A 25,739-nucleotide genomic window follows, 5' to 3' on the forward strand; every position below is an offset into this window, starting at 1 on the left:
TCGGGTCCCTCCGTGGACTCCCCGCCACCCGTGAGCTCCACTCGGAGCGGTTCAGGCGCCCGGGGCCGCCGTCACCATGCCGGCGGCGATGGCCGCGCCGAGCGCCGCGTAGTCGTCGGCGTTCTGCCCCGCGTAGACGAGGGCGAAGTCGGCGACGGCGCGGTCGAAGACGTCCGAGGCTCCGAGGTAGGCGGCGATGGCGATCCGGTCGCCGGAGCGGGCGTGGGCGCGGGCCAGGGCCCGGCCGCAGAGCCGCGCGTAGTCCCGCAGGGCGGCCGGGGACATCGTCTCCACCTCGGCGGAGCCCTTCATGTCGCGCAGTTGCCGCCAGTAGAAGTGGCGCTGCTCGGGTCCGGTCATCCAGCCGAGGAAGATGTCACTCGCGGCCTGGGTGAGCCGTTGGCCGCAGACGACGCGCCGGCCCTGGTGCGGGTAGGCGGTCGGCGCCAGGTACGGCTCCAGGACGGAGCGGCCGGCCTCCTTGATCTGGAGGATGAGCGGGTCGCTGTCGTCGCGTCCTTCGAGGAGGAGGACGAAGCAGCGGGTGCCGACGCTGCCGACTCCGACGACCTTGCGGGCCGCGTCGACGAAGTGGTAGCGGTCGAGGAGGACGCGGCGCTCCTCGGCGAGGGAGCTGCGGTAGTCGCTGAAGATCTTGCCGAGGGTGACCCGGTCGATGTCCGTCGTGCGTTCGAGGAGCGGCGGGTCGTCGACGATGTGCCGGTTCCCGGCCTCGTCCGTCTCGGTGAGCTTGGCGTAGGCCTGGAGGCTGGTGCGGCGGCGGGCCCGGTCGAGCCGGCGGGCGAGGCGGGACCGCTCGCCGCTCCGTACGAGCGGAAGCATGTCGTCGGCGGAGATCCGCTCGTACCAGACGGCGAGTTCGCCGAGCCCGGCGAGGCGGCGCATGTGCGTGCGGTACGACTCGACGGCGACGAGCGCGGCGCGGTGGGCCTTGGGCTTGGCGCTGCCGTTCTGGAGGGCGGCGACGGTGACGCTGGCGGCGAGCCTCTTCACGTCCCACTCGAAGGGGCCGGGGAGGGTCTCGTCGAAGTCGTTCACGTCGAAGAGGAGCGTCCGTTCGGGTGAGGCGTAGACCCCGAAGTTCAGGAGGTGGGCGTCGCCACAGAGCTGGACGGTGAGCCCGGTGTGGCGCTGGGCGCCGAGGTCGGCCGCCATGACGGCGGCGGCGCCGCGCAGGAAGGCGAAGGGGGAGACAGCCATCCTGCCGTAGCGGAGGGGGACGAGGTCGGGTAGCCGGTCGACGGACTGGCCCTCCAGGACGTCCAGCGGGTCGGGGCGCTGCGAGCTGGGTATCCAGCGGCCGTGGGAGGAGCGGGGGACGTGTTTGCGGGCCGCCTTGCCCCGAGCGGCGCGTTCCGACGGCATCGTCATCCGGCCTCACCCGCCTCTTTCCGCCGCCGCAACGTCGGCCCCGTCACCTGGAACCTCATTACACGGCGCGGCGCTCGTTTCGGCCACTCTGCCGGACCGGCCTAGCTAAATGGTTTAGACCAATGATAGGAATTGATCACCCACACGGCCCACGCTGTCACGCTGAGCAAAGAGAGGGTTGATCATGGCCGAGCCCGATTCCGAGGCGGCGGCGGAAGTGCCGCTCTATCTCCGGGTCGCCGCCGCCCTGCGCGAGGACCTCGCCCAGCGGCGCATCTCCCCCGGCAGCCGGCTCCCGTCGGAACGATCGCTTTCGCAGCGCTACCACGTCAACCGGCAGACGGTCCGCAGCGCGCTCCAACTCCTCAGGGAGGAAGGGCTCGTGGTCACCGACCGGCGCGGCACCTTCGCCGCCGCCGACGGGACCGGGCCCGAGCCGCTCACGCCGGCCCTCGCGGCACGCCGGCCGACGTTCCCCGGCGGGCCGCAGGCGGCCGAGGCTCTGGTGCGGGCCTCGCTCACCTGGGAACCGCCGCCCACTCCCCTGGCGCCGCGGCTCCTGCTCAGCCCCGGCGAACCGACGCTGGTCCACCGGCACACGGTGCTCGGGCCGCACGGGGCGGCGCTCCAGCGGGCGGTGTCGTGGTTCTCCCGGCCGGCCGTCGCCGAGATCCCCCAGCTGTCCCGGTACCGGCGGGGCAGGGACTGCCGCCAACAGCCCGACCTGCGACTGCTCTACCACTGGATGCATCAGGCGGGGCTGCGGATCACCCACCGCGAGTCGGTCGGCGTCCCGCCCGGCCCGGCCCTGACGACGGCCGGCGGCGCGGCCCGGCTGGTCGTCCACCGGGTCGTCAGCGACCAGCACGGACACGCCCTGGAGATCACGGACATCGACTTCTCCGCCCAGTCGGCCGCCTGGACCTACGAGTTCAGCGCCTGACGGGACCCGGTCCGGGCCGCAGTACGCAGACAGGGGCGTGTCCGATCGCTCGGACACGCCCCTGGGCCGAGGGGCGGCGTCAGACGATGCCCTCGGCGATGTCCGCCTCCTCGCGGGCCGTTCCGTACGCGGTCGGCGTGCCGTACGAGCGGCGGGCGACGTACCACCAGACGCTGGCGAGGACGAGGACGACGGCGAGCGCGATGGCCGCGTAGTTCATGGTGTCGACGTTCACCGGGGACTTCTGCGGCAGGCAGAAGAGGACGGTCACGAGCGCCACCCAGACGACGGCGATCCAGCCGATCGGCCGGCTCCAGCGGCCGAGGCTCCACGGGCCGGGGACGAAGCGGTTCCCGGCGCGCAGCCGCAGGTAGATCGGGATGGCGTACGCGGGGGTGATGCCGATGACGTTGATCGCGGTGACCGCGCCGTAGGCGGTGGCCGAGTACAGCGAGGGGACGGCGAGCAGCGCGGCCACGGCGACCGCGAGCCAGACGGCGGGGACGGGCGTCTGGGTGCTGCCGCTGACCTTGCGCCAGAGCGCCGAGCCGGGAAGGGCGTTGTCGCGGCTGAAGGCGAAGACCATGCGGCTCGCGGCGGCCACCTCGGCGTTGCCGCAGAAGAGCTGGGCGACGATCACCACGAGCAGCAGGGCGGCGGCGCCGCCGGGGCCGAGCGCGTCCAGGAAGATCTGGGCGGGCGGGACGCCGGTGGCGCTGTTCTGCGTGGCCGCGTAGTCCTGGATCGCGAAGGTGAGTCCGGCGAGGAGGGCGAAGCCGGCGAGCCAGGAGACCCAGATGGAGCGGACGATGCCCTTGGCGGCGGTGACGGAGGCGTTGGACGTCTCCTCGGAGAGGTGCGCCGAGGCGTCGTAGCCGGAGAAGGTGTACTGGGCGAGGAGCAGGCCGATCGCGGCGACGTAGAACGGGTTGGCCCAGCCGGTGTCGTTGACGAACTTCGTGAACACGAAGTCCACCGACTGGTGCTGGTCGGGGACGAAGGCGAGCGCGCCGACGATGACCGCGACACCGAGCAGGTGCCACCAGACGCTGACGGAGTTGAGGACGCTGACGAGACGGACGCCGAAGAGGTTGAGTCCGGCGTGCAGCAGCAGGATCGCCAGGAAGATGAGGAAGGTGGAGCCGGGGGTGGGGACGAAGCCCCACTGGAGGTTGAGGAAGGCTCCGGTGAAGAGGGCGGCGCCGTAGTCGATGCCGGCGATGGCGCCGAGCAGTCCGAGCAGGTTCAGCCAGCCGGTGTACCAGCCCCAGCGGCGCCCACCGAGCCGGTCGGCCATGTAGTAGAGGGCGCCGGAGGTCGGGTAGGCGCTGGTGACCTCGGCGAGGGCGAGGCCCACGCACAGGACGAAGAGGCCGACGCCGACCCAGCCCCACAGCATGACGGAGGGGCCGCCGGTGCCCATGCCGAAGCCGTAGAGGGTCATGCAGCCGGAGAGGACGGAGATGACCGAGAAGCTGATGGCGAAGTTGCCGAAGCCGTCCATGCGGCGGGCCAGGACGGGCTGGTAGCCGAGCTCTCTGAGTCTCGCCTCGTCGTCCTGGGCCGGCGGCGGCTTGCGTATCGCGTCGGTGGGGGCTTCGGTGCGGGACATGGGGACCTCCGGGGGACGGGGGGAGCGGGGGTGGGGGGTGGAAGCCTGGGGTGGTGCCGAGGGGGGCCGGGGAGGGCGGCGCGTCAGCCGCTGAGACAGCGGGAGCGGGCGCGCAGGAAGACCTCCTCGGCGAGGGCGCGGTCGTCCGGGTGAGCGGTGCGGTAGGCCCAGGGGAGGGTCGTGTAGTACGGGCCGAGCGCCTCGAAGACCCGGGACGCGTCGGCGAAGCGGAGGGCTCCGAACAGCGCGTGCGCCAGGTGGTTGAGGTCGAGCAGGGAGGCCTCGTCGGTGGCGCAGAAGAGGAACCAGGTGTCCAGGGCGCGCTGGGCGTCGCGTACGGCGTCCTCGGCGACCCAGTGGAGGTCGAGGGCGCGCTCGTGGCCGCGCTCGCGCCGGTAGCGCTCGACGCGCACGTACAGCGGGAGGACGTGCAGGGAGGAGCCGACGGGCGCCGAACTGGCGGCCCAGTGGGCGTAGTTGACGGCCTCGGAAAGGGGTCCGGAGCGTCGGGCGTAGACGAACTGCAGCATGCGGTGGTGGGCCTCGCGGTTGTGCGGGTCGCGCTTCTCGACCTCGGCGAGCAGGCCCCAGGGGCCGGGCGGCAGCATGGGGGCCGGCGGGGTGGCCCGGTGCTCGGCCATGCGCTGGCGGCCGTCGAGGGCGGCGAGGGCGAGCAGGCCGACCCAGGGCACGGGGTCGGCGGGCGACCGGCCGGCGGCCTCGCGGCAGGCGGTCCAGGCCTCCTGCCACAGTTCCCGGGTCCGGGCGTGACCGGCGCGGTGGGCGCGGACGGCACGCTCGACGCCGACCCGGCTCTGCATCACGGTGGCGGCGAGGCTCTCGGGCTGCTCGGCGCGCCAGATGGGGACGACGTCGCTGCCCGCGGCGACGGCGGCGAGGACCTGGGTGCGCCGGGTCCAGGCGTCCCAGTCGGAGGTCTCGTCGAGCAGCCGGGCCATGGACACCCAGCGGCCGGTGCGTAAGTCCTGGACGGCGTTGCGCAGGGCGTGGTCGTGTCCGGCGGGGTGATAGACGGGCCGGAAGCCGTGTCCGGCCATCAGGGGGTGGGGCGTGGTGTGGATGACATGGGTCCTCGGTGGGTGGAGGGGGTGGTCAGTCCCCCGGCGGGCGTCCCGGCCGTTGATCGGCGATCACTATAGAGGGCTCTGGATGCGACCCGTCCACTTTCTTTTGCGACAGTAACTATTAAGACAGCGACCGAATTTGACTTACTCTCAGGTAGACCGGGCGACCTGACGTGGTCGGCCCGCACGTCTTGACGAAGGCCCCCGGCGACGGCACCCTGACCCTTTTCGGTGACCGGATGATCACCGAGCGGTCCGACGACGGGAGCAGCGGGATGACGGGCGGAGCGGTACTCGCCGTCGACCAGGGGACCTCGGGCACGAAGGCCCTCGTCCTCTGTCCCGAGCGCGGAGTCATCGGCACCGGGACGGCTCCGGTCCGGCCCCGCTACCTGCCGGGCGGCCTGGTCGAGGTCGACCCGCGTGAGCTGTACGACTCTGTGGTGGCCGCCGGGCGGGCGGCGCTCGCCGAGGCGGACGCGCCCGTCGTCGCCGTGGGCCTCGCCAACCAGGGCGAGACCGTGCTCGCCTGGGACCCCGCAACCGGGGAACCGCTCACCGACGCGCTGGTCTGGCAGGACCGCAGGGCGGCCTCCGTCTGTGCCGGTCTCGACGCCCACGCCGAGGAGCTGCGCCACCTCACCGGCCTTCCGGTCGACCCTTACTTCGCCGCGCCGAAGATGGCCTGGATCCGCCGCCACGCCACCGGCGCCGGCGTGGTCACCACCAGCGACGCCTGGCTCGTCCACCGGCTCACCGGCGCGTTCGTCACGGACGCGGCGACCGCCGGACGGACCGGGCTCCTCGACCTCGACACGGTCGCCTGGTCGGAGACCGCCCTCGACCTGTACGGGCTCGGCGGCGAAGCGCTCCCCCGGGTCGTGGACTGCGACACCCCGGTCGGCACCACGACCGCGTTCGGCCCCGCGCTGCCGCTCACCGGGCTCCTGGTGGACCAGCAGGCGGCGCTGCTCACGCAGAGCGCAGACGACCCCGCCGCCGCCAAGTGCACCTACGGCACGGGCGCCTTCCTCCTCGCGCAGACCGGTCCCGAGCCCCGGCGTGCCGCCTCCGGTCTGGTGAGCTGCGTGGCGTGGCGCCTCGGCGGGCGCGTGACCCACTGCCTGGACGGCCAGGTGTACACGGTCGCCTCGGCCGTGCGCTGGCTCACCGACCTGGGCGTGATCGCCGGGGCCGGGGAGCTCGACGCGGTCGGCGGCGCCGTTCCGGACAGCGGGGGCGTCACCTTCGTCCCCGCGTTCGCGGGGCTCGCCGCTCCCTGGTGGCGGGGGGACGTGCGCGGCTCGCTCACCGGACTCGGCCTGGACACCGGACCCGGCCACCTGGTGCGCGCCTTGTGCGAGGGCATCGCCGCCCAGGTCGTGGAGCTCGCCGCGGCCGCCGCCTCGGACCGGGGCGCGCCGCTGACCTCGCTGCGCGCCGACGGCGGCCTGACCCGGTCGGCCCTCCTCATGCAGACGCAGGCCGATCTGCTGCAACGGCCCGTCGAGGTCTCTTCGCTGCCGGATGCCACGGCGCTCGGGGTGGGCACGGTCGCCCGGCTCGGACACGAGCCGGGGCTCACGCTCCGCGAGGCCGTGCCGGAGTGGAAGCCCTCGGCCGTGTACGAGCCCCGGATCTCGGCCGACGAGGCGGAGTCGCGCCTCGCCCGCTTCCGCGCGGAGGTGTCGGCCCTGGTGGAACGGTCGGGGGGCGCGGGCTCTGGCGCCACAGGCCCGGACGGCACGGGGCAGGGCGCCGAGGGACTTGGCGGTACGGGCCTCGACGCTGCGGGCCTCGGCGCTGCGGGCCTTGACGCGACGGGTCCGGGTTCCGGGACCGATGGCCGGGCCGGGGTCGTCGGCGGGGCCGTATGAGCGTGACCCGGACCGGCCCGCTCCCCGTCGGCGAAGCCGCGGAGTACGACGTCGTGGTCGTCGGTGCGGGGGTCGTCGGTTCCGCGATCGCCCGCGCGCTGGCCCGCCACCCGCTGAGGATCGCGCTCGTGGAGGCCGCGAACGACGTCGGCGACGGCACCTCGAAGGCCAACACGGCCATCCTGCACACCGGTTTCGACGCCGTGCCCGGCACGCTGGAGGCCCGGCTCGTGCGCGAGGGACACCGCCTGCTCAACGGGTACGCGCGGGAGGCCGGCATCCCCGTCGAGCCGCTGGGCGCGCTGCTCGTCGCCTGGGACGAGGAGCAGCGGGCGACGCTCCCCCGCCTCGCGGAGAAGGCCGAGCGCAACGGCCACCGCACCACCCGGCTCCTCTCGGCCACCGAACTCGCCGCTCGTGAGCCCCACTTGGGGTCCGGCGCACTGGGTGCCCTGCAGGTGCCGGGCGAGTCGGTGATCTGCCCGTGGACGACGACCCTCGCGTACGCCACGCAGGCCGTCCGCTCCGGGGTTGACCTGCATCTGAACTGCCGGGTGGAGAAGGTGCGTCCGGGTGATCCGTACCACCGGCTCGTCACCCGGCGCGGGGTGCTGCGGACCCGGCACCTCGTCAACGCCTGCGGCCTCCACGCCGACTCCTTCGACGCGCTGGTCGGCCGGGAGGACTTCACCGTCACACCGCGCCGGGGACAGCTCCTCGTCTTCGACAAGTTCGCCCGCGACCTGGTCCGGCACATCCTGCTGCCCGTACCCGGGCCGCTCGGCAAGGGCGTGCTCATCTCGCCGACCGTGTACGGGAACGTCATGCTCGGACCCACCGCCGAGGACCTGGACGACAAGACCGCCACGGGCACGACGGCGGAGGGTGTCGCCGGACTGCGCGAGCAGGGCGGCCGGATCCTTCCCGCACTCCTCGACGAGGAGGTCACCGCCGTGTACGCGGGACTGCGGGCCGCCACCGGACAGGAGGACTACCGGATCGCCGCCCACCCTCCGCTGCGGTACGTGACCGTAGGCGGGATCCGTTCCACCGGGCTCACCGCCTCCCTGGCCATCGCCGAGCACGTGCTCGGCCTCCTCACGGACTGCGGCCTCGACCCCGGTCCGGCCCGCCCGCTCGCCCCGGTCCGGATGCCGAACCTCGGCGAGGCCTTCCCCCGCCCGTACCGCGACGCCGAACTCATCGCCCGAGACCCGGAGTTCGGTGCGATCGTCTGCCACTGCGAGCGGGTCACCCGGGGCGAGATCCGGGCCGCGCTCGCCTCGACCATCCCGCCCGGCGGCCTCGACGGGCTGCGGCGCAGGACGCGCGCCCGGGGCGGCCGCTGCCAGGGCCACCACTGCGGCGCGGAGGTGCGGGCGCTCTTCGAGGAGCGGCCGCCGGAAGAGCGTCGCCCGGTGCGGTACGGGGAGGGGTCCCGGTGAACCGTACGGTCGACGTCCTCGTGGTGGGCGCGGGGCCCGCCGGGCTCGCCGCGGCCGCCCGGCTCGCGACGGCGGGCGCGGGCCGCGTCGAGGTCCTGGAGCGGGAGGCCGCGGCCGGCGGGGTACCGCGGCACTGCGCCAGGCCCGGGTTCGGCGCGGACGCCCTCGGGCGCGCCCTGGACGGCCCGGCGTACGCCCGGCGCGCGGTACGGGAGGCGGTGCGCGCGGGCGCATCCGTCCGAACCGGCGTCTCGGCCACCGGCTGGGCCGGACCCCTCACGATGGACGTCACCGCCCCGACCGGACTCGAACGCGTCCGGGCCCGCGCGGTGGTCCTCGCCACCGGGGCCCGCGAGCGGCCCCGCAGCGCCCGGCTCGTCCCGGGCACACGGCCCGCCGGGGTGCTGACCACCGGCGAACTCCAGCGGACCGTCCTGCGGTTCGGACCCCGACGGGAGCACCTCGGGCGGCGGGCGGTCGTCGTCGGCGGCGACCCGGTGGCCCGCGCCGCGGTGCGCACGCTGCGCGCGGCCGGGGTGGAGGTCGCGGCCGTCGTCACCGGACTCCCCTCCCCCGCCGTCGCGTTCGCGGGCGTCCCGGTCCTCGCCGGCACGGTCGTGACGGAACTGCTCGGACGCGGCCGCCTGACCGGGGTCGCGGTGCGGGGCGAGGACGGGCGGACGGGCGTGCTCCGGTGCGACACGGTGGTCTTCACCGGCGACTGGATCCCGGACCACGAACTCGTCCGCGCCCGCGGGCTGCCGCTCGACCCGGGCACCCGTGGCCCCGTGACGGACCATGGCTTCCGTACCGCCGAGCCCGGGGTCTTCGCCGTCGGCAACCTCCTGCGCGGGGCGGAGCCTGCGCTCGTGGCCGCCGCCGAGGGGCGGGCGGTGGCGGAGGCGGTGCTCGAACGCCTCGACGGCCGCCCCTGGCCGGCCGCCGGGGTGCCCGTGACGACGGCGGGCCCGCTGCGGTGGGTGACACCCGGTCTCCTCGGTCCGGACGGCGCGCCCCTGCTCGTGCGGCCGGAGCGGCGACTCGTGCGCCCGGTCCTGACCGTCACCCAGGACGGCGCCCCGCTGCGGCGGGAACGGCTGAGCGGGACGCTCGTCCCCTGGCGCTCGGTACGGCTCGGGACACGCTGGACGAGCGGCGTGGACCTCGCGGCCGGCCCGGTGACGGTCGACGCCGAGGAGTGACGACCCGGGGACGGGACCACGCAGGCGGGGCTGCGGCGGACGGGCCCGTCGGTCAGACTGGGGCGCATGCCGGACAAGCGCAGCGCGGGTCTTCTGGTCTTCCGCCGTACGTCGGATGGCGGCGTCGAGGTTCTCATCGGCCACATGGGCGGGCCCTTCTGGGGCTCCCGCGAGGAGTCGGCCTGGTCGATCCCCAAGGGGGAGTACGAGCCCGACGAGGCTCCCGAGGCGGCGGCGCGCCGGGAGTTCCAGGAGGAGCTGGGTCTCCCGGCCCCCGAGGGCGAGTGGTTCGCCCTCGGTGAGACCCGTCAGCGGAACGGAAAGCTCGTCACCGTGTGGGCCGTGGAGGGCGATCTCGACCCGGCCGAGGTGGTGCCCGGGACCTTCTTCATGGAATGGCCGCCCCGGTCCGGAAACCAGGAGGAGTTCCCGGAGATCGACCGGGTGGGCTGGTTCGCCCCGGAGGCCGCGGCTCCGCTGCTCGTGTCCGGTCAGCGGGTCTTCCTGGAACGGCTGTCGGAGCACCTCGGCGGGCGGGCCTGAGCCCGATTGTCAGACCCGTAGGAGAGGGTGGTGAGCGCCGAACTGTCGAGAGGGAGCCCGACATGACCACGATCACCGCCACCGAGCGCGCGGCCGCCCAGGCGTACCTGCGGCTGCTCGAGTCCACGCAGGCCGTGCTGACCGACCCGCAGCTCGCCCCGTACGCGGGGGTGATGCTCACCCACCCGATGGCGGAGGCCGACGAGGCGCTCCGCGCCGCGGGCCTCGCCGGGAACGAGGACCGGCTGCTGCGCCTCGTCTCCTCCCTGCGGGCCTCCCCCGCGACCGCCTGGGGGCGCACCGGCTGAGGCGGCGCGCCGCGCGGCGCGGGGAGTACGGAGCGGCGCCCGCCACGGCCGCCCGGCGTCCTGACGGGCGCCCCGGCCCTGGCGGGCCGTTCTCCGGTGCCGGGACCGGTGCCGTCAGGCGACCGGGCGGACGGGGAGGGCGCGGACGCTGTTGCCGACGAAGCCGGAGTGGCGGATCAGCTCGGCCTCCGGGACCGCCAGGTCCAGGTCGGGGAAGCGGGTGAACAGCGCCTCCAGGGCGATCGCGGCCTCCATCCGGGCGAGCGGGGCGCCCAGGCAGTAGTGGGGGCCGTGACCGAGCGAGAGGTGCTTCGCCGTCGCGGCGCGCGTGATGTCGAAGCGGTCGGCGTCCGGGCCGTGGGCCTTCGTGTCGCGGCCCGCCGCCGAGTACCCGGCGAGGACGGGGGTGCCCCGGGGGATGAGGGTGCCGTCGACGGTGAGGTCGCGGGTGGGGTAGCGGAAGGGGAAGTAGCTGACCGGGCTGTCCCAGCGGAGGGTCTCCTCCACCACGTCGGCCCAGTCGGCCCGGCCCTCGGTGACGAGGGCGAGCTGGTCGCGGTGGGCGCAGAGCGCCCGGACCGCGTTGGTGACGAGGTTGAGGGTGGTCTCGTGGCCCGCGATGATCATCAGGAGCAGGGTGCCGATGAGTTCGGGCTGGCTGAGCCGGTCGCCGCCCTCGTCCCGGGCGGCGATGAGGGCGCTGGTGAGGTCGTCGCCGGGTGCGGCGGCCTTGGCTGCGGCGATCGAGGCCAGGAGCTCGACGAGTTCGCGGTTGGCCGCGACGGCCCGCGCGGGCTCGGTGTCGGTGGCGACGACCAGGCTGGACAGGTGGTGCAGCCGGTCCTGGTGGGCCGGGTCGACGCCGAGGAGTTCGCAGATGACGCCGAGCGGTAGCGGCAGCGCGTAGTGGCGGCGCAGATCGGCGACGCCGTCGCCGGCGCGGGCGGCCTCCGCGAGTCCGTCGAGGAGTCCGGCGGTGACCGTCTCGACGCGCGGGCGGAGCTCCTCGACCCGGCGGGCGGTGAAGGCGCTGCTGACCAGGGTGCGCAGCCGGCGGTGGTCGGCGCCGTCGGCGGTGGTCATGCCGGGCACGGTGGCGAAGGTCCGCAGCGGCCAGCCGTCGGGTATGCGGCCCTCGGTGAGGGCGGTGAAGTGCTGGGGTCCCTTGGCGACGTCGGGGTGGGAGAGGAAGTCGCGCAGCGCGTCATGGCCGAGCACCGCCATGCCCTCGATCTCGCCGGGCAGGACCACCGGGGCCACGGCGCCCTCGGCGAGCAGCCGGGCGTTCGCCGCGTGCGGGCAGCCGCCCGCCGGGTCCATGCGGTGCGGCGGGCGGCCGGGGGCCGGCGTGGTGTGCGGTGTGTTCAAGGAAGGGACTCCTGACTGCGGATGCGGGCCGTATCGGCACGTGAGCGGTCAGATCCTACGGTCAACCACGCTCCGTTCGTACGGAGTTGTCCGGCTCACCGTCCCCGCCGGCCGGGGCGTGCGGATCGTGCCGGTCGCGTCGTTCGCTCCGGCCGGCGCGGCTGTCCCTGCCGCCGCGGCCGAGGAGTTCTGCCAGGCCCCGGCGGGTCGCGGCCACGACGACCCGGTCCCCCGCGCCGAGGAGACGCTCGGGCCCGAGCCGCCAGCCCTGGCCGGAGGCGCCGCGGCCGCCGCCGTCGAGGGCGATGACCCGCCAGGCGCCGGGGCGGAAGGCCTCGGCGACCGTCCGGCCGTCCAGGAGCGGGTGGTCCGCGACGTCCACGGCGGCGAAGAGGAGGACGCGGCGCTCGACGGGTACGGCTCCGAGGATCTGCCGGCCCATCATGGCGCCCGCGAAGGCGGGCGCGGCGAGATGCGAGACGCTGCGGCTCCGGGTGAGGGCCCCGGGGTGGGCCGTGCGCAGGGTGCGGAAGACGGCGGTGGCGAAGTCGTCGTCGTACAGGCGCAGGACGACCCGCAGGTCGGGGGTGACGGCGCGGGCCGAGAGCGCGGCCTCCAGGTTGGTGATGTCGACGCTGGTCAGGGCGAGGAGGGCGTGTGCGCGGTGGATGCGGGCGGCCTCCAGGACGCCTTCCTCGGTGACGTCGCCGATGACGGTGGGGACGCGCAGCCGGCGGGCGACGGCGATCCCCCGGGCCTCGGGGTCGGATTCGACGCACACCACCGGGATGTTCAGTCGGCGGAGCCGGGCGAGGACGCGGGTGCCGACCTTGCCGAGCCCCAGGAGGACGACGTGGCCGGAGAGTCCGCGCGGCGGGCGGCGCAGGGTGGTCGCGGTACGGAAGGTGCCGAGGCCTTCGAGGAGGGCGGCGACGATCACCGGCAGCAGGAGGAGGCCGACGAACCCGGCGAGGATCTGCAGGACCTGACGGCCGGTCGGCTCGCCGACGGCCGGATCTCCGATGGCGAAGATGTCGAGGAGCGTCAGATAGGCGGCGTGCAGGGGGTGGTCACCGGTGATGAGGGTGGAGGCGAGGGCGAGCGCGAGGACGGCGGCGCCGGCACCGGCGAGGGACCAGCGCAGGCGGCGGGAGAAGAGCGAGGCGACGGGCAGCGCGGAGGCGGCGAGGCGGGCCGCCGGAAGGGCCGGGCCCGCCGGGGTGACCGCTTCGAGGGTGACGGCGGCCCGGCCGGTGGCGGCGGCGACCGTCCGGTCGTCCGGCAGGAGGCGGGGGCCGGCGTCGCCGCTGCGCTCGGAGCCCTCGCAGCCCGCCGGGTCGCCCGAGGTGGCGGAGAGCAGGGCGAGCGTGCAGAGCCCGGGGTCGGGTGCCTGGCCCGCGACGGGCTGCCGGTCGACGGCGTGCAGCAGCAGTCCGCCGGCCTGGACGACCTTGCTGGTGCCCGCGACGGCGGCCGCGGCGAGGCCGGGAGCGGCGGTGTCGACATCGGAGAGGACCGTGGTCGCGGCGTCGAGCTTCTCCGGGTCGAGGCCGGGTTCGGCGACGGCGGCGGCCTGGTCGAGGAGGGTTTCGAGGTGCTGGCCCAGCTTGCGGTTGTAGAGCCGGATCACCAGGCGCAGCCGGGGGTTGAGACGGCGGGCGGTGAGTGCGGCCCGGATGTTGGTCTCGTCGTCCTCGTGGACGAGGGCGAGGGCGGCGGCGCGCTCCGCTCCGGCGTCCGTGAGTGCCCGGTCGTCCGCCTCCGCCGCCTCGACGACCCGCAATGTGCCGGTGGGGTCGGCGCCGTCTCCGGGGAACGCGGCCGTCGCTCCGGCCGCGGTGGTGCGGGTGACGGCGGCGGTGACCCGTCCGAAGAGGGCGAGCGCCCGGCCGGTGCGGCCGGCGGGTGTGCGGGGCGCGTCGGGCAGTGCCGGCACCAGGAGGGTGACCTGCTCTCCGTACACCTCGTGGAGCTCGCGCGCGAGGCGGTGGGCGAGGGCGTCGTCGCCGCACACGATCATGTGCCCGGCGGGGGCGGTGCGGGACGGCCGCTCGGTCCGGAGGGCGGGCGCGCCGAACGGGCCGGCGGGGGTTCCGGCGGACCGGGCGGGGCCGGGGACGGACCGGACCGCCGGTTCGGCGGGGGCCGCTCCGGTGGCGGGATCCGGAACGGCGTTGCTCTGGTACGGGTGTGAGGGCACGTCACAAGAATGCCCTGCGCCACCGACAGCAGGTCCGGGGCCTCGCGCCGGGGTCGGGCGGGCGCCACCGGAGGGGCCGGGCACCCCGGTTGCCGCGCGGACGCCGCCGGAGGAGCCCGGCCCCGGGTGACGGGGCGTCGGTGACGGTTCGGGGCGGGACCACGGCGGAGCCGTCCGGGACGTGGACGGCGGGGCCGGGCCCCGGGCACCACTCGGGCGGACGCACGACGCGCCGCCGTACGCCACATCCGCTACGCCGGTCGGCGCACTCCGATCTGCGCGGTCCGCACGCCCTTCCTACGGTGGCTGAATGATCGTCACGTCAGCTGTCCGTCATGCCGCCGCCGGTTCCGCGGCGTTGCTGTTCGTGCTGCCCGTTCCGGCGGCCGTCGCCTCCCCCGGCACTCCTCTCGCCCCCACGGCTTCGGCGTCCTCGGTCGGCGAGCCCACGCCGCCCGCGCGCCAGTACGTCGACCCGGCACGGCTCGACCGGCAGGGCACCCAGGTGCAGCGGCTGCCGGGCGCACCTGCCGTGCCCTCGGTCTCCGCGCTGTCGTGGGTGGTGGCGGACGCCTCCTCGGGCGAGGTGCTGGCCGCGCGGAACGCGCACCGGAAGCTGCCGCCGGCCAGCACCCTCAAGACGCTGTTCGCCCTCACCGCGCTCCCCCACCACGAGCCGTCCGAGCTGCACACCGTGGCCGATGCCGAGCTGACCGGGATCGGGGCGGGCAGCAGCCTGGTCGGGGTGAAGGAGGGGTACACGTACAAGGTCTCGGACCTGTGGAACGGCGTCTTCCTCAGTTCGGGGAACGACGCCGTGCACGTCCTGGCGGCGATGAACGGCGGCTGGGAGTCGATGACCCGGCAGATGCAGGAGAAGGCCCGCTCGCTGGGCGCCGAGGACACGCACGTGGTCTCCCCCGACGGCTACGACGCCCCCGGCCAGGTGTCCTCCGCGTACGACCTGGCGGTGTTCGGCCGGACCGGACTCCAGGACCCCGCTTTCGCCCGGTACTGCTCGACGGCGTACGCGGACTTCCCGGCGGGCTCCTGGTCGTACGGCATCGCCAACACCAACCGGCTGCTGACGGGCGCGGACGGGGTGTCCCGCTACCCGGGGCTCCTCGGGATCAAGAACGGCTACACGAGCAACGCGGGCAACACCCTGGTCTCGGCGGCCCGGCGCGGCGACCGGACGCTGGTCGTCTCGGTGATGAACCCGCAGGAGGGCGGCGGGTTCACCGTGTACGAGGAGGCGCGCGAGCTGCTCGACTGGGGCTTCGAGGCCGCGGGGCGGGTGCGTCCGGTGGGCTCCCTCGCTCCGGTACGGGTGAAGGCCGCGGCCGACCCGGGCACGAGGGCCGTGTCGGTGGCCCGCGAGGGACACGGCAAGGAGACGGCGCCCGTGGCGCCCCGGTTCGGGGCCGAAGCGGTGGCAGCGCCCGTGAGGAAGTCACCGGAGGCGGAGCCCGCGGGCCCGTCGGCCGGACTGCCCCTGACCCTGGTGGGCTCGGCCTGCGCCGCCGCGCTCGCCCTGTGGGGGTGGCGGCGGAGGACGGCCCACGGGGCCTGAGGCGCACGTCCCGGGACGGCATCCGGGCCCGGTCGTGTCGGCGACCGTTCGGTGGGGGCCGTACGGTCCGGCTTCTAGCCTGCGGGAACACCGCCCGGGACCGCCCCGGACGGCCTTCCCCGAGGGAGTGACGCGATGAGTGACGCGATGACGGACCTGACGCCCGCCGCACGGATCGCCGAGCGGTTCCGCGAGGTGAACGGCGACCATCCGATGACCGCGGCCGACGACGCGTACGTCACCGCCCAGTTCGTCCCGCTGGTCACGCTGTGCGCCGCGCTCGGCCGTGACGCCGACGAGGTCCGGCGGCTGATGCTGGCGGGACTGCTGCCGCTGCCCGGCTATCTGCGGTCGGACGGCGCCGAGATGGTGCCGCGCGATCTGTTCGCCCTCGCCGACGCGGCGGGTGGCACCGACCGCCTGCGCGCGTGGTTCACCGGGCACTGGGAGGACCGGGCGCGGGGGGACGAGGAGTGGGCGGCGTACGTGAGCGGCCGGTACGTCTGCCTGCACGCGGTGACCCCGGCGAACATCCGCAGGAAGGACGAGCTGACGGCGGAGATCACCGCGGGCCTCGCCGCTGCGGGGGCCGACCCCTCGCCCGAGTGGCGTGTCGCGCTCCACGCGCGCGTGGACGCGCTCGACGACCTGGAGCCGGCGTTCACGGCGTACGACCGGCTGCGCTTCGGCGGCCCCACCTCGCGGGACACCTGCGTGGACGCGCCCCGGGCGCTCTTCCCTCAGGCACCCCGCTGAGCGGCGACCCGGTGGCCGAGGCCGCCGGGTAGCCGGGTCGCGGGGTTCGCCGGTCGGTCGGCGGTCGCCGGGTCGCGGGGTCGCCGGTCGGTCGGCGGTCGCCGGGTCGCGGGTCGCGGGTCGCGGGTCGACGGGTCACCGCGCCGCGGGTGGCCGGGCCCGCCGGGTCGCCGGTCGCGCCCCCGTCAGGCGCCGACGTACTCCGCGAGGTGCTCGCCCGTGAGGGTGGAGCGGGCCGCGACGAGGTCGGCGGGGGTGCCCTCGAAGACGATCTTTCCGCCGTCGTGGCCCGCGCCGGGACCGAGGTCGATGATCCAGTCGGCGTGCGCCATGACGGCCTGGTGGTGCTCGACGACGATGACCGACTTGCCGGAGTCCACGAGCCGGTCGAGCAGGCCGAGGAGCTGCTCGACGTCGGCGAGGTGGAGGCCGGTGGTGGGCTCGTCGAGGACGTAGACGCCGCCCTTGTCGCCCATGTGCGTGGCCAGCTTGAGCCGCTGCCGCTCGCCGCCGGAGAGCGTGGTGAGCGGCTGGCCGAGGCTCAGGTAGCCGAGCCCGACGTCGGCGAGCCGGGCCAGGATGCGCTGCGCGGCCGGGGTGTGCGCCTCGCCGGAGGCGAAGAACTCCTCGGCCTCCGTCACCGGCATGGCGAGCACCTCGCTGATGTCCCGGCCGCCGAGGAGGTATTCGAGCACGGCGGGCTGGAACCGCTTGCCCTCGCAGTCCTCGCAGGTGGAGGAGACGCCGGCCATCATGCCCAGGTCGGTGTAGATGACGCCGGCGCCGTTGCAGGTGGGGCAGGCGCCCTCGGAGTTGGCGCTGAAGAGGGCCGGCTTGACGCCGTTGGCCTTGGCGAAGGCCTTGCGGATCGGGTCGAGCAGCCCGGTGTACGTGGCGGGGTTGCTGCGCCGGGAGCCGCGGATCGCGCTCTGGTCGACGGAGATGACCTCCTCGCCGGCGGGGATCGATCCGTGCACGAGCGAGCTCTTGCCGGAGCCGGCGACGCCGGTGACGACGGCGAGGACCCCGAGGGGGATGTCGACGTCGACGTTCTGGAGGTTGTGCGTGGAGGCGCCCCTGATCTCCAGCCTGCCGGTGGGCTCGCGCACCGTGTCCTTGACGGCGGCCCGGTCGTCGAGGTGGTGGCCGGTGACGGTGTCGGCGGCGCGCAGTCCCTCCACGGTGCCCTCGAAGCAGACGGTGCCGCCCGCCGTACCGGCGCCGGGGCCGAGGTCGACGACGTGGTCGGCGATCGCGATCGCCTCCGGCTTGTGCTCCACGACGAGCACGGTGTTGCCCTTGTCGCGCAGCTGGAGGAGGAGGTCGTTCATCCGCTGGATGTCGTGCGGGTGCAGGCCGATGGTGGGCTCGTCGAAGACGTAGGTGACGTCGGTGAGCGAGGAGCCGAGGTGGCGGATCATCTTGACGCGCTGCGCCTCGCCGCCCGAGAGCGTGCCCGAGGGCCGGTCCAGGGAGAGGTAGCCGAGGCCGATCTCCACGAACGAGTCGAGGGTCAGCTGGAGGGCGGTGAGCAGCGGTGCCACGGACGGCTCGTCGAGGCCGCGGACCCAGTCGGCGAGGTCGCTGATCTGCATCGCGCAGGCGTCGGCGATGCTGATCCGCTTGATCTTCGACGCCCTGGCTCCCTCGCTGAGCCGGGTGCCGTCGCAGTCGGGGCAGGTGGTGAAGGTGACGGCCCGCTCGACGAACGCCCGGATGTGGGGCTGCATGCCCTCCTTGTCCTTGGCCAGGAAGGACTTCTGGATGCGCGGGATCAGACCCTCGTAGGTCATGTTGATGCCGGCGATCTTCATCCTGACCGGCTCGTGGTGGAGGAAGTCCGCCAGTTCCTTCTTGGTGTACTTGCGGATCGGCTTGTCCTGGTCGACGAAGCCGGACTCGGCGTAGAGCCGGTAGTTCCAGCCGCCCGCGGTGTAGCCGGGGATGGTGAGGGCGCCCTCGGCGAGCGACTTGGCGTCGTCGTAGAGCTGGCTGAGGTCGATGTCGGAGACCGTGCCGCGGCCCTCGCAGCCGGGGCACATGCCGCCGGTGCGCTCGAAGGTCGCCCGCTCGGTCTTCTTGTTGCCGCGCTCGACGGTGATCGCGCCGCTGGCCCGGACCGAGGGGACGTTGAAGGCGTACGCGCTGGGCGGGCCGATGTGCGGCTTGCCGAGCCGGCTGAAGAGGATCCGCAGCATCGCGTTGGCGTCGGTGGCGGTGCCGACGGTGGAGCGGGGGTCGGCGCCGAGGCGCTGCTGGTCGACGATGATCGCGGTCGTGAGGCCTTCGAGGACGTCGACCTCGGGCCGGGCGAGCGTCGGCATGAAGCCCTGGACGAAGGCGCTGTACGTCTCGTTGATCAGCCGCTGCGACTCCGCGGCGATCGTGTCGAACACGAGGGAGCTCTTGCCCGAGCCGGAGACGCCGGTGAAGACCGTGAGCCGGCGCTTCGGGATCTCGATGCTCACGTCCTTGAGGTTGTTCTCGCGCGCTCCGTGCACGCGGATCAGGTCGTGCCGGTCGGCGGCGTGGGGCACGGACGCCTGCTGGTCCGCCCTCAGGGCCTTGCTCATCGTGTCTCCCGCGTTCGCGCAGTACCTGACGGTGATCCTCCACGCCCGTGGCCGAGCCCGTCGGGCACGTGAGCGAAGGTCGTGACAGTCACGCTAGTGGCGGCACGGTGGCCACGCTTCTCGATTCCTGATCTCTGGCGTCGTCACGTACCGTTCCGCGGCGAGGACGGCCTCGCGGGCGGTGCGCACTCCCATCAGGACGCACAGGGTGTACGCCGTGTCCTCGAAGCGCCGGCGGGCCGACAGGTCGGTCGGCCTGTCCAGCACGGTCCGCTCCTGTGCGCGGAAGTGCCGGAGCAGCCGGTCGACGGTGTTCCTGTCGGGCAGCAGCATGGCCGTTCTCCTGTCTCCTGAGTCGCTCCATAGTCCCGGCCGTCGGCCACCCCCGCGACCCGCACGGACACCCTGTGTGACCGTGGGGCGGGGAACGGCTGCCGGAGTGCGCTTCCGCCGCCCATGGCGGAGGGTCGGAGACATGAACCCGAGCACGATTTCGCGCGTGGTCGTCACGGGCGCCACCGGCAATGTGGGAACGAGCCTGGTCCGGATCCTGGCGCGTGATCCGGGCATCGGCTCGGTCCTCGGTCTCGCCCGGCGGCGGCCGGGCCTCGACCTCCCGGGGGTGGAGTGGGCCGAGCTGGACCTCTCCCGGGACGGGGACGAGCCCCGGCTCGCGCAGTACGTCGCGGACGCGGACGCGGTGGTGCACCTGGCCTGGCGGTTCGGGCCGACCCACGACCCGGTGGAGACCTGGCGGACCAACGTCCTGGGCGCGGTCCGCGTCTTCGACGCGGTGGCGGCGGCGCGGGTGCCGGTGCTGGTGCACGCCTCCTCGGTGGGCGCGTACTCCCCCGGTCCGGAGGGCGGCGCGCCGGTGTCCGAGGCGTGGCCGACGCACGGCTGGCCGGGCGCCGCGTACACCCGGGAGAAGGCCTATCTGGAGCGTGTCCTGGACACCTTCGAGCGGGACCATCCGCTGATCCGCGTGGTCCGGATGCGTCCGGCGTTCCTCTTCAAGGAGGAGTCGGCGAGCGGCCAGCGGCGGATCTTCGCCGGCCGGTTCTTCCCGGGGCAGCTGGTACGGCCCGATCTGCTGCCGCTGCTCCCGGAGTTCGAGGGGCTCCGCTTCCAGGTGCTGCACACGGAGGACGCGGCGGACGCCTACCGGAGGGCGCTCCTGAGGGACGTCCGGGGCCCGTTCAACCTCGCCGCGGAGCCGGTGATCGACGCCGCGGCGCTGGGCGGGCTGCTGCACGCCCGGCCGGTGAAGGTGCCCGCCGGTGCGGTACGGGGGGCCTTGTCGGCGGCGTGGCGGCTGCGGCTCGCCCCGGCCTCGCCCGGGCTCTTCGACGCGCTGCGGCACCTGCCGCTGCTCGCCACCGAGCGGGCCCGGCGGGAGCTGGGCTGGGAGCCGGCGGCGAGCTCGCTGGAGGCCCTGGAGGCGTTCCTGCGGGGGGTCCGCTCGGGCGCGGGCGACGATACGGCCCCGATGGCGGGCCACCGCATCGGCTGACGGGCACCCGGCATGCGCGTCAGCGCGGTGCGGCGGACCAGTCGACGAGGCGGATCGCCGCGCCCGCGGCCTCGCGGCCGCGGCAGTGGGCGCGGTGGCGGCGCAGGACGGCGTCGGTGTCCAGGTGGCGGGCGAACTCGGGGCGGGCGGCGAGCCGCTGGGCGTAGGCCCACAGCGCGGGGTGCCCGGCGACCCGGTCCATGGCGGCGGCGTCGAGGTGCCAGCGGTGGACGGTGTCGAGCTGGACGAGGGTGACCCAGACGTGCACGTCGGCGGCGGTCGGCGTGTCGCCGAGGACGTACGGCCGGCGGGCGAGGCGGCGCTCCAGGGAGCCGAGCGCGGCGAGGAGGACGGTGAGCGGGTCGCGGTGGGCGGCCTCGTCGTCGAGTCCGAGCTCGCCGGCGCGCTGGGCGGCCCGGTTGATGCTCCGCTCGCACAGGTCGGCGATCGCCTCGATGGCGTCGCGGTGTTCCTCGGGCAGCAGGTCGGGGCCGTCGCCCCGGAAGCGCAGGGCGAGGTCCCGGAGGATGTCGGGGACGTGGGTGCTGACGATCCGTCCGGTCCACCCGTCGCTGAGGACGGGTGCGGCGGCCGGCCCCTGGTAGAGGTGGGCGCTCGCCTCGTACAGCGGGCGGAGCGCGGCGTACCCGCCGTCGGGCGTGTCGGGGGTGCCGGGGAACACGGTGAGCGGGAGCGTGTCGTCGAGTCCGAGCAGGCCGTGGGTGAGGGCGATGCTCAGACACCGGGGGTCGGCCGGGTCGACGTGCAGGCGGTAGCGGTGCGGGACGGCGTAGTGGCCGCTGCTCGCGTCGCGGCCGATCCGGCCGCGGAAGGCGGGTAGGGCGGAGGCGGGCAGGAGCGAGGACGGGACGACGACGGACATGGTTCTCCCTCGGGGGTGCTCGGTGCTGGGTCGGGCGGCGTGCGACGCGTTCGGTCGCGACGGCTTCTGTCGCGGCGGTGCGACGCGTCGGCCGCACGGGGCCCGGAGGCAGCAGAGGTACGGGAAGAGGAGACGGGGCGGATCGCGGCGGCGCCGGGGCCCTGTGGTGCGGGTCAGGCCTCGGCGGACGGGGGGACGCCCGGGCGGGAACGGCGACTCGCGGCGCTGCAGACCCGCAGCAGATCGATGTGCCGGCGGGACGTGAGGGGAAGCGAACGCGGGAGGGGCGCGGCGGGCCAGGTGTCCCTCCGGCCGGTGCGTCCCATGATTTCCTACCTGTTCGCTCGGGTTTCCCGTCCCTGAGTGTCCGGCTGGTCACGGGTGACGTCAAGGGCGCGGTGCGCCCGTCTCACGGACGGCGGCTCCGGGCGCACGGATCCGGTCACGCCCGTGCGGAATAATGCGCGCATGCGCATTTCAGCCAGGGCCGACTACGCGGTGCGGGCCGCCCTCCAGCTCGCCGCAGCCCAGGACGCGGGGCCGCTGAAGGCCGAGGCCATCGCCGCGGACCAGGACATCTCGCACAAGTTCTTGGAGGGCATCCTCGGCGACATGCGCAAGGGAGGTCTGGTGCAGAGCCAGCGCGGCGGCAACGGCGGGTACTGGCTGGCCCGTCCGGCCGAGACGATCTCGGTCGCGGACGTCATCCGCTGCGTGGACGGTCCGCTGGTCTCCGTACGCGGGGAGCGGCCGCCGGACCTGTCGTACACGGGGCCCGCCGAGTCGCTGCTCACGCTGTGGATCGCGCTGCGGGCCGGTGTCCGCGAGGTGCTCGGGGTGTCGCTCGCGGAGGTCGCGGCGGCGAAGCTGCCGGCCGGGATCCTCGCGCTCGCGGACGACCCGGAGGCGTGGACCAACCCGTGACGGACGGGGGCAAGCTCCCGCCACCTGCGCGATCCTGACTCCGTCTCACGCGTCAGGACGACCCTGTCCAACCTATGGACGCCCCTTGGGGCCACGCGGTCACCTCTGCCACTATCCCTACTATTCCAGTGGGGATACTAGGGATCAGGTGAGGTGACGTGAGTACGCCCAGGAGATCGCCGAAGAGAGCAGCGATACGCACCGCCTCCGCACCGCCCGGCCGGGGCGTAGACCGGCCCGCCGACGACGAGATCTGGCCCCGCGTCACCCGCGAGCTGGCCGACGACCTGGCCGTCGACGCCCTGGCCCGGGACCGGGCCGGAAAGGCGCCCTTCGACGAGGTCGCCCGGCTCCAGGAGGCCGGACTGCCCGCTCTCCTCACGGCGCCGGGACCGAGCCGGCGCGGAGCGGACTGGCGGGCCGCCGGAGCGGTCGTACGGGAGATCTCCGCCGCCGACAGTTCGGTGGGCGAACTCCTCGCCCACCACTACGCGCTGTCCTGGAGCAGCCGCTTCTTCGGCCCCGCGCACGAAGCCGACGACGCACGCTCCCCCGCGCTCGCCCTCGACGTGTGTACGGCCGAGGAGCGCTGGCTGCTCGCCGGCGGCGTCGAACCGCCGCGCTCCGAGGCCGGACCCGGCCTCACGCTCACACCCGACGACGGGCCCGGCGGCGGCTGGATCCTCGACGGACGCCGCACCTTCGCCTCCGGCGTGACGGTCGCCGACCGGCTCGTCGTCGGCGCACGGCCCGGAGGCACCGGCGACCTGCTCGTCGTCCTCGTGGACCCGGCCCACCCGGGCGTGTTCACCGACGCCGGTACGGACCGGGTCGGACAGCGCCTGGCCGGGGCGGGCACCGTCACCTTCGAGCACGTCCCGGTGGACGCCGGGCAGGTCCTCGGGGCCCTCCCGCACGACGAGCACGCCGTCGCCCCCTTCACCTCCCTCGCACCGCTCGCCCTGCGGCTCCTCCTCGTCCAGGTCGGGCTCGGCATCGCCGAGGGGGCGCTCGCCGAGGCCCGGGACATCAGCCGCGCCGGACAGGCGGGACCGGTCCCGGCCGACCGCGCGGGAGGCCCGTCGGCCGCGGACGGCGCCGCGCCGGCAGCGGGGGACGACCCGTACCTCCTGCTCGCCTACGGGGAGCTGGCGACCGCCGCGCACGCCGCCGCCGCGGTGGTGGAGCGGGCGACGGACGCCCTCGCCCGGGGGCTGCACGCCGAGTTTTCGCTCGGCCTGGAGGAACGCGCCGACATCGCCGTCCTCGTGGCGGCGGCCGAGACCGTCACCGGCCGGGCCGCCGTCCACATCACCACCCGCGTCCTCGAACTCGTCGACGGCACGACGGGGGCCGACTCCCGGGGCGGCGGGCCGGGCTTCGACCGGTTCTGGCGCAACGCCCGTGCGCTCACCGCCCCCACGCAGGCGGCCCACCGGCTCCGCGACATCGGGGACCACTACCTCAACGGCACCCACGCCCGGCTCACCCTCCTGGCCTGAGCCCTTGAGAAGATCCCGCGCGACGAAGGACGTGACGATGGACGTGACAGGGGACGCGACGAAGGGCGCGACAAAAGGACGGACGGACCGGCATGTCGGGACGTCCGGCCCTCTCGTCAAGCCGCCGATGGGCCCAAGCTGGACGGAGGAGGGCCGGCCGCCCGGCGGGCCCGTCACCGCACCGACGGAGGCAGCCTGATGAGTCGTGAGATCGTCGCAGGAGTGGACGGTTCCCCCGAGAGCCTCGCCGCGGCCGACTGGGCCGCCCGTGAGGCCCTGCACCGGGGCCTCCCGCTACGGCTCGCGCACGCGTGGCGCTGGGAACCGCTCGACCTCCCCCTCGCCCAGGACCCCGAGGCCCAGCAGCGCGCGGCGTACGCCGTCCTGCGCGAGGCCGAGGCCACCGTCGCCGAGCGCCACCCGGAGCTCGCGCTCACGGCCGAGGTGCTCCCCGACACCCCGGTGGCCGCGCTGCTCGGCACCGAGGACCGGGCCGAGATGCTCGTCATCGGCTCGCGCGGCCACGGCGCCGTCGCCGGCTTCCTGCTCGGCTCGTACGGGCAGCAGATCATCGCCGCCGCCACCCGCCCCGTCGTCGCCGTCCGGTCCCGTGACGGCGAGCCGGCCGAACCGCCCTCGGGATACGTGCTGGTCGGTCAGCTCGGCAGCCCCGAGGACAGCGCGGCCGCTCTCGGCTTCGCCTTCGGGACCGCCGCCGCGCGCGGGGCGGCGGTCCGGGCGGTGCGCGCGTGGAGCCTGCCGCCCCTCTACGCGTACAGCCCGGCCTCGATGCGGCTCGCGGACGAGGCCGGCGGACTCGTCCCGTACGAGGAGAAGGCGCTGCGCGAGGCGCTCGCCCCCTGGCGCGAGCGGTATCCCGACGTGCCGGTCACCGAGCACGTCGAGCTGGGCAGCGCGGGGCAGGTGCTGCTCTCCGCCTCGGGAGGCGCCCAGCTCCTGGTGGTCGGCCGGCGGGCCCGGCGCGGGGCCGTCGGGCCGCGGATCGGTTCGGTGGCGCACGCGGCGCTGCACCTCGCGCCCTGCCCGGTGGCGGTTCTCCCGCAGGGCTGACAGGCTCGTACGCGGGTTGACGCGTCGCGTTGACGAGGAGTGTCGGGGCGGCCGGGGCCGGAAAGTCTTACCGCCGTCGCCCCGGTGGCTCTCCCAGCGCCGGCCCTTCCGGCGACCTCGGCGAGAGAGCGGAGCTCCATGCGGCACCACGACCTTCCCGGTCACTCCGAAGACCCCGAACACCCCGAAGGCCCCCACCGCTTCGATCGTTTCGACGGCATCGATCGCTCCGATGACTTCGACGGCTTCGACGGCTTCGACGGCTTCGACGACCCTCGGCGGTCCGAACCGGCTGGGCCCGTCGGGGGCCGCCACCGCAGGGGCGGCGGGGCGCGGCGGCGCGGCCCCCGCCGTCCGTCCTTCCGTACCGCCGTCCTCCTGGCCGGCTCCGCGGCGGCGGCGCTCACGGTGGCGACGGGGATGTACGTGGCCACCCCGGCCACGGGAACGACGGCCGCCGTCTCCGCCCCGGGTCAGGAACCCGGGTCCGCCACCGGCTCCGTCTCCCGTCAGGAGCCCAGGCCCGCCGCCGTGGCCGTCTCCCGGCAGGAACCCATGTCCGCCGCCGCCGGGAAGGCCGCGCGGTTCGTGCAGGACGTCGTCGCCCTCGCCAACGCCGAGCGGGAGAAGGCCGGTTGCGGCCCGCTGCGCTCCGAGGGGCATCTGCGGACGGCCGCCCAGGGGCACGCGGACGACATGGCAGCCCGCGACTACTACGAGCACCACAGCCCGGAGGGCCGGGACGCGGGCGACCGGATGAGCGGCGCCGGGTACGCGTGGTCGGCGTGGGGGGAGAACATCCACCGCGGGCCGAGGACCCCGGCCCGGGCCATGGCGGACTGGATGGACAGTCCCGCCCACCGGGCGAACATCCTCAACTGTTCGTTCAGGGACATCGGCGTCGGGGTGACCCTCGCCGCCAACGGCCCCTGGTGGGTGCAGGACTTCGGCGCCAGACGCTGAGAGTCT

At 74.8% G+C, this 25,739-nt stretch carries 21 protein-coding genes; 13 read left to right on the top strand and 8 right to left on the bottom strand.

Translation table 11 applies throughout. The features are described from left to right. Window positions 1-51: 51 nt before the first annotated feature. Complete coding sequence (locus ACN9M0_RS02810) at window positions 52-1,392, bottom strand: DUF2252 domain-containing protein (RefSeq protein ID WP_366040431.1); 1,341 nt, start codon at window positions 1,390-1,392, stop codon at window positions 52-54. Between the two features lie 184 nt (window positions 1,393-1,576). On the opposite strand from ACN9M0_RS02810, the gene ACN9M0_RS02815 reads away from it, so the two are divergent. After that, on the top strand, window positions 1,577-2,335 hold the full coding sequence (locus tag ACN9M0_RS02815; RefSeq protein ID WP_366040432.1) for a GntR family transcriptional regulator: 759 nt from the start codon (window positions 1,577-1,579) through the stop codon (window positions 2,333-2,335). 79 nt (window positions 2,336-2,414) lie between these two features. Here ACN9M0_RS02815 and ACN9M0_RS02820 read toward each other — a convergent pair whose 3' ends face one another. Together ACN9M0_RS02820 and ACN9M0_RS02825 are read right to left on the bottom strand one after the other, a co-directional pair. After that, window positions 2,415-3,947, bottom strand: a complete 1,533-nt coding sequence (locus tag ACN9M0_RS02820) for an amino acid permease (RefSeq protein WP_366040433.1) — start codon at window positions 3,945-3,947, stop codon at window positions 2,415-2,417. 83 nt (window positions 3,948-4,030) lie between these two features. Further along, a complete protein-coding gene (locus ACN9M0_RS02825) occupies window positions 4,031-5,005 on the bottom strand; it encodes a hypothetical protein (RefSeq protein WP_366040434.1) in 975 nt (324 codons plus the stop codon). 302 nt (window positions 5,006-5,307) lie between these two features. On the opposite strand from ACN9M0_RS02825, the gene ACN9M0_RS02830 reads away from it, so the two are divergent. The 5 genes from ACN9M0_RS02830 (at window position 5,308) to ACN9M0_RS02850 (ending at window position 10,407) form a co-directional block, all read left to right on the top strand. After that, window positions 5,308-6,909, top strand: a complete 1,602-nt coding sequence (locus ACN9M0_RS02830; protein ID WP_366040468.1) for an FGGY family carbohydrate kinase — start codon at window positions 5,308-5,310, stop codon at window positions 6,907-6,909. Continuing rightward, window positions 6,906-8,354: an FAD-dependent oxidoreductase gene (locus ACN9M0_RS02835; RefSeq protein WP_426403050.1), complete on the top strand. Its 1,449-nt coding sequence runs from the start codon at window positions 6,906-6,908 to the stop codon at window positions 8,352-8,354. The genes ACN9M0_RS02830 and ACN9M0_RS02835 overlap by 4 nt, the downstream gene beginning before the upstream one ends. Continuing rightward, window positions 8,351-9,556 carry an FAD-dependent oxidoreductase gene (locus tag ACN9M0_RS02840; RefSeq protein ID WP_426403051.1) on the top strand — a complete coding sequence of 402 codons (1,206 nt, stop codon included), beginning with the start codon at window positions 8,351-8,353 and terminating at the stop codon, window positions 9,554-9,556. The genes ACN9M0_RS02835 and ACN9M0_RS02840 overlap by 4 nt, the downstream gene beginning before the upstream one ends. A gap of 66 nt (window positions 9,557-9,622) precedes the next feature. Beyond that, window positions 9,623-10,099: an NUDIX domain-containing protein gene (locus ACN9M0_RS02845; protein WP_366040437.1), complete on the top strand. Its 477-nt coding sequence runs from the start codon at window positions 9,623-9,625 to the stop codon at window positions 10,097-10,099. Between the two features lie 62 nt (window positions 10,100-10,161). Continuing rightward, window positions 10,162-10,407 carry a hypothetical protein gene (locus ACN9M0_RS02850; protein ID WP_366040438.1) on the top strand — a complete coding sequence of 82 codons (246 nt, stop codon included), beginning with the start codon at window positions 10,162-10,164 and terminating at the stop codon, window positions 10,405-10,407. A gap of 114 nt (window positions 10,408-10,521) precedes the next feature. Here the strand turns inward: ACN9M0_RS02850 and ACN9M0_RS02855 are convergent, their stop codons facing one another. Together ACN9M0_RS02855 and ACN9M0_RS02860 are read right to left on the bottom strand one after the other, a co-directional pair. Beyond that, on the bottom strand, window positions 10,522-11,727 hold the full coding sequence (locus ACN9M0_RS02855; RefSeq protein WP_366040469.1) for a cytochrome P450 family protein: 1,206 nt from the start codon (window positions 11,725-11,727) through the stop codon (window positions 10,522-10,524). 109 nt (window positions 11,728-11,836) lie between these two features. Next, window positions 11,837-13,795 carry a potassium channel family protein gene (locus ACN9M0_RS02860; RefSeq protein WP_426405272.1) on the bottom strand — a complete coding sequence of 653 codons (1,959 nt, stop codon included), beginning with the start codon at window positions 13,793-13,795 and terminating at the stop codon, window positions 11,837-11,839. A gap of 490 nt (window positions 13,796-14,285) precedes the next feature. Between ACN9M0_RS02860 and ACN9M0_RS02865 the strand changes: the two genes are divergently transcribed. Continuing rightward, window positions 14,286-15,548, top strand: coding sequence for a D-alanyl-D-alanine carboxypeptidase family protein (locus ACN9M0_RS02865; RefSeq protein WP_366040439.1), 1,263 nt, complete (start codon window positions 14,286-14,288; stop codon window positions 15,546-15,548). 147 nt (window positions 15,549-15,695) lie between these two features. Next, the gene (locus ACN9M0_RS02870) at window positions 15,696-16,304 is read left to right on the top strand and encodes a DUF6058 family natural product biosynthesis protein (RefSeq protein WP_366040471.1); all 609 of its coding nucleotides are present in this window, start codon (window positions 15,696-15,698) and stop codon (window positions 16,302-16,304) included. Between the two features lie 185 nt (window positions 16,305-16,489). Here the strand turns inward: ACN9M0_RS02870 and ACN9M0_RS02875 are convergent, their stop codons facing one another. Then, on the bottom strand, window positions 16,490-18,877 hold the full coding sequence (locus tag ACN9M0_RS02875; RefSeq protein ID WP_366040440.1) for an excinuclease ABC subunit UvrA: 2,388 nt from the start codon (window positions 18,875-18,877) through the stop codon (window positions 16,490-16,492). Between the two features lie 93 nt (window positions 18,878-18,970). Further along, complete coding sequence (locus tag ACN9M0_RS02880) at window positions 18,971-19,210, bottom strand: DUF5133 domain-containing protein (RefSeq protein ID WP_366040441.1); 240 nt, start codon at window positions 19,208-19,210, stop codon at window positions 18,971-18,973. Window positions 19,211-19,352: 142 nt separating this feature from the next. On the opposite strand from ACN9M0_RS02880, the gene ACN9M0_RS02885 reads away from it, so the two are divergent. Then, complete coding sequence (locus ACN9M0_RS02885; protein WP_366040442.1) at window positions 19,353-20,390, top strand: NAD-dependent epimerase/dehydratase family protein; 1,038 nt, start codon at window positions 19,353-19,355, stop codon at window positions 20,388-20,390. A gap of 19 nt (window positions 20,391-20,409) precedes the next feature. Here the strand turns inward: ACN9M0_RS02885 and ACN9M0_RS02890 are convergent, their stop codons facing one another. Beyond that, window positions 20,410-21,273 (bottom strand): glutathione S-transferase C-terminal domain-containing protein, encoded by an 864-nt coding sequence (locus ACN9M0_RS02890; protein ID WP_366040443.1) that lies wholly within the window; start codon window positions 21,271-21,273, stop codon window positions 20,410-20,412. Window positions 21,274-21,741: 468 nt separating this feature from the next. On the opposite strand from ACN9M0_RS02890, the gene ACN9M0_RS02895 reads away from it, so the two are divergent. From ACN9M0_RS02895 to ACN9M0_RS02910, 4 genes are all read left to right on the top strand, one after another. Further along, the gene (locus ACN9M0_RS02895) at window positions 21,742-22,197 is read left to right on the top strand and encodes an RrF2 family transcriptional regulator (protein ID WP_366040444.1); all 456 of its coding nucleotides are present in this window, start codon (window positions 21,742-21,744) and stop codon (window positions 22,195-22,197) included. 158 nt (window positions 22,198-22,355) lie between these two features. Then, window positions 22,356-23,699 carry an acyl-CoA dehydrogenase gene (locus tag ACN9M0_RS02900; RefSeq protein WP_426403052.1) on the top strand — a complete coding sequence of 448 codons (1,344 nt, stop codon included), beginning with the start codon at window positions 22,356-22,358 and terminating at the stop codon, window positions 23,697-23,699. A gap of 198 nt (window positions 23,700-23,897) precedes the next feature. Further along, window positions 23,898-24,770: a universal stress protein gene (locus ACN9M0_RS02905; protein WP_366040446.1), complete on the top strand. Its 873-nt coding sequence runs from the start codon at window positions 23,898-23,900 to the stop codon at window positions 24,768-24,770. A 138-nt stretch (window positions 24,771-24,908) separates the two neighbouring features. After that, on the top strand, window positions 24,909-25,733 hold the full coding sequence (locus tag ACN9M0_RS02910) for a CAP domain-containing protein (protein ID WP_426403053.1): 825 nt from the start codon (window positions 24,909-24,911) through the stop codon (window positions 25,731-25,733). Window positions 25,734-25,739 lie beyond the last annotated feature (6 nt).

The sequence above is a fragment of the Streptomyces sp. R-07 genome (assembly GCF_049913175.1).
Classification (GTDB): Bacteria; Actinomycetota; Actinomycetes; order Streptomycetales; family Streptomycetaceae; genus Streptomyces.